The organism is Nostoc sp. NOS(2021) (assembly GCF_017115025.1).
GTDB lineage: Bacteria > Cyanobacteriota > Cyanobacteriia > Cyanobacteriales > Nostocaceae > Nostoc.
In genome coordinates this window covers 1-7665 of record NZ_JABXKM010000205.1, presented here as the reverse complement: position 1 = coordinate 7665, position 7665 = coordinate 1, and the positions used below count along the sequence as shown (strand labels likewise).

Here is a 7665-nt window from a genome sequence, read left to right as displayed (position 1 = left end):
GTGCAATGACTGTGGGAATCATAACTAATTATTCGGACATGATATAACTGCTGAATTCTGTTTCGATAAATAAATTTAGTTCCTAACTAATAACTCCCAATACAAACTCACCTTCATTCACAGCTTGATTGGTTGCGACATCATAAACCAATCCATCTTGTTGAGCGCAGACATCAATTACACTCGGTAACTTACCTTCTTTATTAAAACTGAGAATTTGATACAGTTTTTCTCCAGCTTTTACAAAACTACCTAATTCTATTCTCGACTGAATCATGCCACCTGCGATCGCATAATATTTTTTCCGATTGCTGCTAGATGCAAAAGTCATTTCAGGGTTTTTTGTATCATCTGATAAATCAGGAATTTGCAGTACACCTTTTTGCATTAAATAGTTTTTCACACCCCGTACACCTTTAGCGACTGAATCAGGGTTCATTTGCATTCCTGTTCCTAATTCCAATGTCCAAGCTTCCACATCAAACTTGATGTCTCTACCAAACTCTTTAAAACAAGCTTCCAGCGCTAACCAAGGTTTGATAAAAGCTTCATCAAAAGCATCACCATCGTATTTATCAAGCAAGATTCCGAAATCGAGCCAGAAGTATTTTGCACTGTCTTCTCGATTTCGGAAGTAATAAAGGTAATCTAAAGCTTGATTTGTAGAACTATGTAAGTCAATTAAGTAGTCGGCATCTAAACTCAGATTTTGTAATTTGTAGCTAAAAATCTCAGTGTAGGGTACACCACTGGGAGAATTAATCTTTTCTAAAGTTTTTGCAAATTGTTGCTTAATTATAGTTAGATAATTTTGTCGAACGACCTCTAGATCAATATGAAGTTGAGATTTAGTAAAAGCTACTAAATCATCAGCTTCTTTCTCGTAGTCCCAAAATATGCGATTCCAGTCTTTGGCTTCGTAAACGCAATATCGTCCAGGGGAAAAATGGTGCGATCGCTCATTCGTCCCCATTGGATTACAAACGGGAACTAGCCAAATTTCTCCAGCTAAATCGGGAGCATTTATTGTTAAAAAAAACTCAATTAACTGATGAATAACCGCATTACCAGCAATTTCTGCACCGTGCAGATTAGATTGAATGTATACCTTTTTACCAGGTTGAGCGCCAAGAAATTTGTAAACTTGTAGACACAAGCGATCGCCCGAAGCCATTTGACGTAAAGCAATAGTTTCAATAACTGGCAGCATAAAAGAACTCGGTGATAATTTTATCGTAAATCAAAGGGTTTAAGACCCCAACAATACAGGTAGCGTTATTTTCAGTCGGGGTTTAAATCCCCGTCTGAAAATGTCTAAAATGTTTTAATTTTGAATTTTGAATTGTTAAATTCTCCCTCTACTGCTTGGATTATTGTTCTTCGGCAGTGTAAGTATAAAATTGATCAAAAGCTCCCACTGTTTCAAATTTGTAAGAAGGTATCCAAGAATTTATTTTTAAATCTGTACGGTAAATGCTAAAGATAATGTAATTTTGTCTTTCTGTAGTCCTGGCAATAATTTCTAGCATTTGCGGGTTAGCCGAGTCAACTAACTTATCACAATTAAAACGGATTAAATTTTCTATAATATTCGTAGTTTTTTTACATACATCGACTTTTAAGTATTTTGCCAGCCGTTGCACTGCATATTCTTCATATTCAACCTGACTAGGATTGGTCTTCGCCATTGTCACACCCAAGGCGGCGAGTCCTGCTGCTGCTCCAGTATATGCAATGATGGTTAAGGGTTTCATGTTTGCCAAGTAAAATTCCTTGTAATCGTTAGATTCCAGAGACTCTAAATCAACTGAGTCCGTTCCTTGAACAAAAACTCTTGATCGCTTGCCAAATTATTGCTATAATTCAAATTGTTGAATGGCGAGCGTAGCCAAGTGGTTAAGGCAGTGGTTTGTGGTACCACCATTCGTGGGTTCAATTCCCATCGTTCGCCCTATATAATTTCATACTGATCCATATACTATTTATAGAAGATGGGTTGTGGTTCTGAACATTCATAACCATTACTTTAGCAAGGATCTGCCATCTACGAGTTCATGGACTTGAAAGGGTCGCAAACCCACGATGATTAATTAGCTTATCTTATCAAGAAGTTGATGTATATAAGCAAATCTACTTTTTAAATGAAAATTAGGTGTGCAATATCTTATGACAACCCACCTCTCTATGAGACGTTGCGCGTAGCTTGCTTCTTTGCAGGAGTAAATGTCTACACACCGCCGAGAGTGTAAAAACTTTTACAAGTAAGTGGGCAAGAATAAATCAAACTATGTTACGCAATGTAAATTTAATTAAATTAGCTCATAGTAAGCGGCTCCAGTCCTATTTTCAGGGCTAAAGCCGCTTACTACAAACCTTTAATTATTTATGCACTTTTTATATTAAGATTCCCGACTTCTCCAATAAGTCGGGAAATTGAGCGTCAGAAGTTTTTGAACACACATTCAATTGTTAGAAAATGCCTAGAAGAATAATAAAAGTCAGCCCACAGAAGGCAAGTAAAGATATAATCAGGATGTTGCCTATACTGTGGTCATAAGCTGTTAACTTCTGTGTATTGGTAGCCATATAAATTGACCCGTTTTAAACAACTTTCGCTTAAATTCTAACTAGGGCAAATAAGGATTAGTCTATACTAGAATAAAAATTGATTTTAATTCATTGAACTTCAAATGAATAGTTTAGCTTAAAGCTAAACTATTAAGTTTTGTTTCAGCCCTTGAAAAATAGATAATAGCAAGTTATTTCCTAACGTCTATCAAAAGAAATAAAAATTGTATTCCTTTAGTTAGATCCAAAAATATTGAGTCATAGATACTTTAAATAAAGTAGAACATGATTTAAGTGCGAGCTAAAAAGTTGAGACTTATAGTACACAGATAAATATGATTTATCTGTGTTATTTCGTGTTTATATCTGGTCTAAGAAAAGGTAGAGGCTTATTTGTCTCGCCTTGAAGTCAACAATGCAAACATCGTCATCTAGTGGAGTTGCTATGTCTGAATTGCTTCAAGCAGTCTTAGATAGTGAAGAAAGAAGTGATTTGCGTTCCTTTCTTAGTGAATTACGCCAACAAGAAAAGAAGTATTTGCTGCGGAACGACATACTCAATGTATATAGTGAGTATTGCTCAAAGTCCCAGAAACCAGAGGCTTTTTACACTTACTCTGAGTTAGGCAAACTTATTTACTATACTCAGGAAATTATTCAGGAGGACTCAAACTTCTGTTTCATCATCCGTTCTAAGATTGCCAGCCAAGAAGTTTATTGGTTGACATCAGACTTGAGCATTGAGCCAATGACGGTGCAGGATTTGTTGGATCTGCGCGATCGCTTGGTGAACAAATTTCATCCTAATGACGGCGGCCTGCTAGAGTTAGATTTTGGCCCGTTTTATGACTACACCCCAGTCATCCGCGACCCCAAAAATATTGGTAAGGGGGTACAATTTCTCAACCGCTATCTATCCAGCAAAATATTTCAAGACTCCAAACAATTGCTGGACAGCTTATTGAATTTCTTGCGCCTGCACCACTACAACGGTGTTCAACTGCTGCTCAACGATCGCATTCAATCACAGCAGCAACTTTCCGAGCAAGTCAAGAAAGCTATCGGTTTTGTTAATAATCGCCCCGATGATGAACCATACGAACAATTGCGCTTCCAATTGCAGTCAATGGGTTTTGAGCCGGGTTGGGGTAACACCGCAGGGCGCGTGCGGGAAAGCTTAAATATTCTCGATGAATTGATTGATTCTGCCGACCCTCAAACCTTAGAAGCCTTGATTTCTCGTGTTCCGATGATTTTTAAAATCGTCTTGGTGTCAGCTCACGGTTGGTTTGGGCAAGAGGGCGTTTTGGGGCGTCCCGATACCGGTGGTCAGGTAGTTTACGTGCTTGACCAGGCAAAAAGCCTAGAAAAGCAGCTACAAGAAGATGTCTTGCTAGCGGGTTTAGAAGGATTGAATGTTCAGCCAAAGGTAATTATTCTCACCCGCTTGATTCCCAATAGTGATGGTACCCTTTGTAATCAACGGCTAGAAAAAGTCCACGATACCGAAAACGCCTGGATTTTGCGAGTCCCTTTACGGGAATTTAATCCCAATATGACTCAAAACTGGATTTCCCGGTTTGAGTTTTGGCCTTATCTAGAAACTTTCGCCATTGATTCCGAAAGAGAACTACGGGCAGAATTTCATGGTACACCTGACTTAATAGTTGGAAACTATACTGATGGGAATTTAGTGGCATTCTTGCTGGCGCGACGGCTGAAAGTTACTCAATGCAATGTTGCCCATGCTTTGGAAAAATCTAAATACTTGTTCAGTAACCTCTACTGGCAAGATTTGGAAGATAAATATCATTTTTCCTTGCAATTCACTGCTGATTTGATTGCGATGAATGCTGCCAATTTTGTGATTAGCAGCACCTACCAAGAAATTGTCGGGACACCCGATAGTGTGGGACAGTACGAGTCTTATAAGTGCTTCACCATGCCGGAGTTGTACCATGTTACCAATGGCATTGAATTATTTAGTCCCAAATTTAATGTCGTACCTCCTGGAGTAAACGAAAATAATTACTTCCCCTACACCCGAACTAAAGACCGGGTAGAGAGCGATCGCCAACGGCTTGCAGAAACACTCTTTACTCTGGAAGACCCCGCGCAAATCTTTGGCAAACTCGACGATCCTAACAAGCGCCCTCTCTTCTCAATGGCGCGTCTTGATCACATTAAAAACCTCACAGGTTTAGCTGAATGCTTTGGTCAAAGTAAAGAATTACAGGAGCATTGCAACTTAATTTTAGTGGCGGGTAAATTGCGCGTTGAAGAATCAGGCGACAACGAAGAACGTGACGAAATTATCAAACTCTACCAAATAATTGACCAGTACAATCTCCACGGTAAAATTCGTTGGCTGGGTGTGCGCCTGACTAAAACTGATTCTGGTGAAATTTACCGAGTCATTGCCGATCATCAGGGAATTTTTGTACAACCAGCTTTATTTGAAGCTTTTGGTTTGACAATTTTAGAGGCGATGGTTTCAGGATTACCGACTTTTGCCACACAATTTGGTGGGCCATTAGAGATTATTCAAGATAAAGTTAATGGCTTTTTGATTAACCCGACAAAGTTAGAGGAAACAGCCACAAAAATTGTGCAATTCATCACTAAATGCGAACAAAATTCTAACTATTGGAATGACATTTCCCAGCGAGGAATTGACCGTGTTTACAGCACCTATACTTGGAAAATTCACACTAACAAGCTGTTATCCTTAGCACGGATTTATGGTTTCTGGAACTTTACCTCAAAGGAAAATCGGGAAGATTTATTGCGCTATATCGAGGCTTTGTTCTATTTAATTTACAAGCCAAGAGCGCAACAGTTATTAGAACAGCACAAGTACCGATAATAAGTTAGAAGGGATAAGCTGTTCCATATTTAACTCAATACGCTTGGGCTTAACCCAAGCGTATTAACATTTTTTGATTAGTGTTCCAGATCCGAAAGCGATTTCTACGACGGGCTACGCCTATGTATAATATGTTATCAACAAGCAATATTTAATGCGAATAAATTAGAAATTATTGATAATTAATAAGTCTTATTGATAAAATGTGCTGACCCTGGCTAGATGATCTAAATCACAATTACTATTAAGGTCTATTTGTGAAATAAGCAGTCCAAAAGCTTAAAAATCAGGAGACCATTGCATGAGCGATCTGACCAATGACAGCCAACTATCAAGGATTGTTTTGAAGGGCTTTAAGTCTATTGCTGAATGTGACCTTAAGCTTTTGAAACTAAACGTACTCATTGGATGTAATGGTGCAGGTAAATCTAACTTCATAGGCTTCTTTCACATGATTCAGCAGATGCTTGAGATGAATCTGCAAGTTTTGGTAAGCCGCCAGGGTGGCCCCGATACGATCTTACATTTTGGGCGTAAAACAACTGAGCAACTAGAGATTGAGCTTTATTTTGGAAACAACGGGTACTTCGCTACTCTTGAACCAACTCAAGACAACCGCCTGATGTTTTCCAAAGAATCTTTTTGGTGGAACAAGATCGGTGAGCGTGAAATCGGTAGTGGTCATTTTGAGAGTAAGGTTTTACGGGGCACTGGGACAGGAATTGACAAGTACATATTGTCCACCATGCGGCAGTGGCGAGTTTATCATTTCCATGATACAAGCGACACCGCTTATGTGAAGCAACCACACAGGATTAATGATAATGCTTACTTGCGTTCTGATGCACGCAATCTTGCAGCTTTCCTATATTTGTTAAGTGAAAATTATTCGGAATCTTATCGGCGAATTGTCAAAACAATTCGACTTGTTGCTCCTTTCTTTGGTGATTTCTATCTACGTCCTTCTCCACAAAACAATGAGGTGATCGAGTTGGAATGGGTCGAGCAAGGTCAGGATATTCCGTTTAAAGCTCATCTTCTTTCAGATGGAACACTTCGTTTTATATGCCTGGTTACAGTCTTTTTGCAACCTACTTCCCTTCAACCCGAAACCATTTTGGTTGATGAACCTGAGCTAGGTCTTCACCCGTATGCAATTACTGTTCTTGCATCGTTAATTCGCTCCGCTGCAAAAGAAAAACAAGTTATTGTTTCAACTCAGTCGGTTGAACTGCTCAATGAATTTAGGGCGGAAGATGTAATTGTTGTAGATCGCGAACATGGTAAATCATCACTCCGAAGATTGAATGAGGATGATTTACACGAGTGGCTTGAAGACTACAGCTTAGGAGAACTGTGGAAGAAGAACATCCTTGGCGGGAGACCTTCACGATGATCCGAATACACGTTTTTGTAGAAGGACAGACGGAAGAAACTTTTGTAAAAGAAGTACTCTGCGAACATCTTCAGCGAAAAGACATATATCTCAACCCCATTCTTGTGCGAACTAGCTCAACAACTAAGGGCGGTGTAGTGAGTTATGCAAAGATCAAGCCGCAATTAAATCGTAAATGCCTTGAGGATGGTTCGGCGTTCGTCACTACGATGTTTGATTTATATCGATTGCCAAATGATTTTCCAGGAAGCAGTTCTCTGCCTAATACGAATGACCCATTTCAGAAAGCTGAATATCTTGAGCAGCAAATGAGCGCAGACATTAAACACCAAAATTTTCTCCCCAATTTACTGGTTCATGAGTTTGAGGGACTCCTGTACAGCAATCCACAAGCTTTTCTCGCATGGTTTGACCAAAGCATAGTAGATAGCCTACAGGCAGAGCGTAACTTATTCCTTTCACCTGAACATATTAATGAAGACCCGACAACAGCCCCGTCTAAACGAATTATCAGATGTTGCCTTGGATATGAAAAGCCATTACATGGCTCCTTGATTGCAATGGATATTGGGTTGGATACAATACGTCAGCAGTGCCAGCATTTCAATCAATGGTTAACGCGTCTTGAAAATATCAGCGGCAGTAACGGTTGATGAGAATATGTTGCCCTGAAAAGACAGTACAAATGTTACTTATGTACTCCATATTTTAGAAAATTTTCAGCATTATTACTAAATTTACAAAAGTGATTTTTTCTTACATTTTCACAAATGAATTAGGAATTATGAATAATATCATGTCCGCTTGATTACTTACTAAACCCCAAGAACCCCAC

Annotated in this window: 5 protein-coding genes and 1 tRNA gene; 4 read left to right on the top strand and 2 right to left on the bottom strand. The window is 39.0% G+C overall.

Going from position 1 to position 7665, the window contains the following annotated elements:
• Window positions 1-82: 82 nt before the first annotated feature.
• Entirely contained in the window at window positions 83-1210 is a 1128-nt protein-coding gene (locus tag HWQ41_RS22555; RefSeq protein ID WP_292767785.1) for a succinylglutamate desuccinylase/aspartoacylase family protein, read from the bottom strand.
• 160 nt (window positions 1211-1370) lie between these two features.
• On the bottom strand, window positions 1371-1754 hold the full coding sequence (locus HWQ41_RS22550) for a DUF4359 domain-containing protein (protein WP_292767788.1): 384 nt from the start codon (window positions 1752-1754) through the stop codon (window positions 1371-1373).
• Between the two features lie 124 nt (window positions 1755-1878).
• Between HWQ41_RS22550 and HWQ41_RS22545 the strand changes: the two genes are divergently transcribed.
• From HWQ41_RS22545 to HWQ41_RS22530, 4 genes are all read left to right on the top strand, one after another.
• Window positions 1879-1951 (top strand) — tRNA-His (locus HWQ41_RS22545).
• A gap of 1062 nt (window positions 1952-3013) precedes the next feature.
• A complete protein-coding gene (locus HWQ41_RS22540) occupies window positions 3014-5434 on the top strand; it encodes a sucrose synthase (protein WP_292767783.1) in 2421 nt (806 codons plus the stop codon).
• Between the two features lie 301 nt (window positions 5435-5735).
• Window positions 5736-6830 carry an AAA family ATPase gene (locus HWQ41_RS22535; RefSeq protein ID WP_292767781.1) on the top strand — a complete coding sequence of 365 codons (1095 nt, stop codon included), beginning with the start codon at window positions 5736-5738 and terminating at the stop codon, window positions 6828-6830.
• Complete coding sequence (locus tag HWQ41_RS22530; protein ID WP_292767778.1) at window positions 6827-7483, top strand: DUF4276 family protein; 657 nt, start codon at window positions 6827-6829, stop codon at window positions 7481-7483. Before HWQ41_RS22535 ends, HWQ41_RS22530 begins: the two co-directional genes overlap by 4 nt.
• Window positions 7484-7665 lie beyond the last annotated feature (182 nt).

Coding starts and splice junctions, on each gene's coding strand:
- HWQ41_RS22555 (WP_292767785.1), bottom strand. CDS start 1,210: ATGCTGCCAGTTATTGAAACTATTGCTTTACGTCAAATGGCTTCGGGC.
- HWQ41_RS22550 (WP_292767788.1), bottom strand. CDS start 1,754: ATGAAACCCTTAACCATCATTGCATATACTGGAGCAGCAGCAGGACTC.
- HWQ41_RS22540 (WP_292767783.1), top strand. CDS start 3,014: ATGTCTGAATTGCTTCAAGCAGTCTTAGATAGTGAAGAAAGAAGTGAT.
- HWQ41_RS22535 (WP_292767781.1), top strand. CDS start 5,736: ATGAGCGATCTGACCAATGACAGCCAACTATCAAGGATTGTTTTGAAG.
- HWQ41_RS22530 (WP_292767778.1), top strand. CDS start 6,827: ATGATCCGAATACACGTTTTTGTAGAAGGACAGACGGAAGAAACTTTT.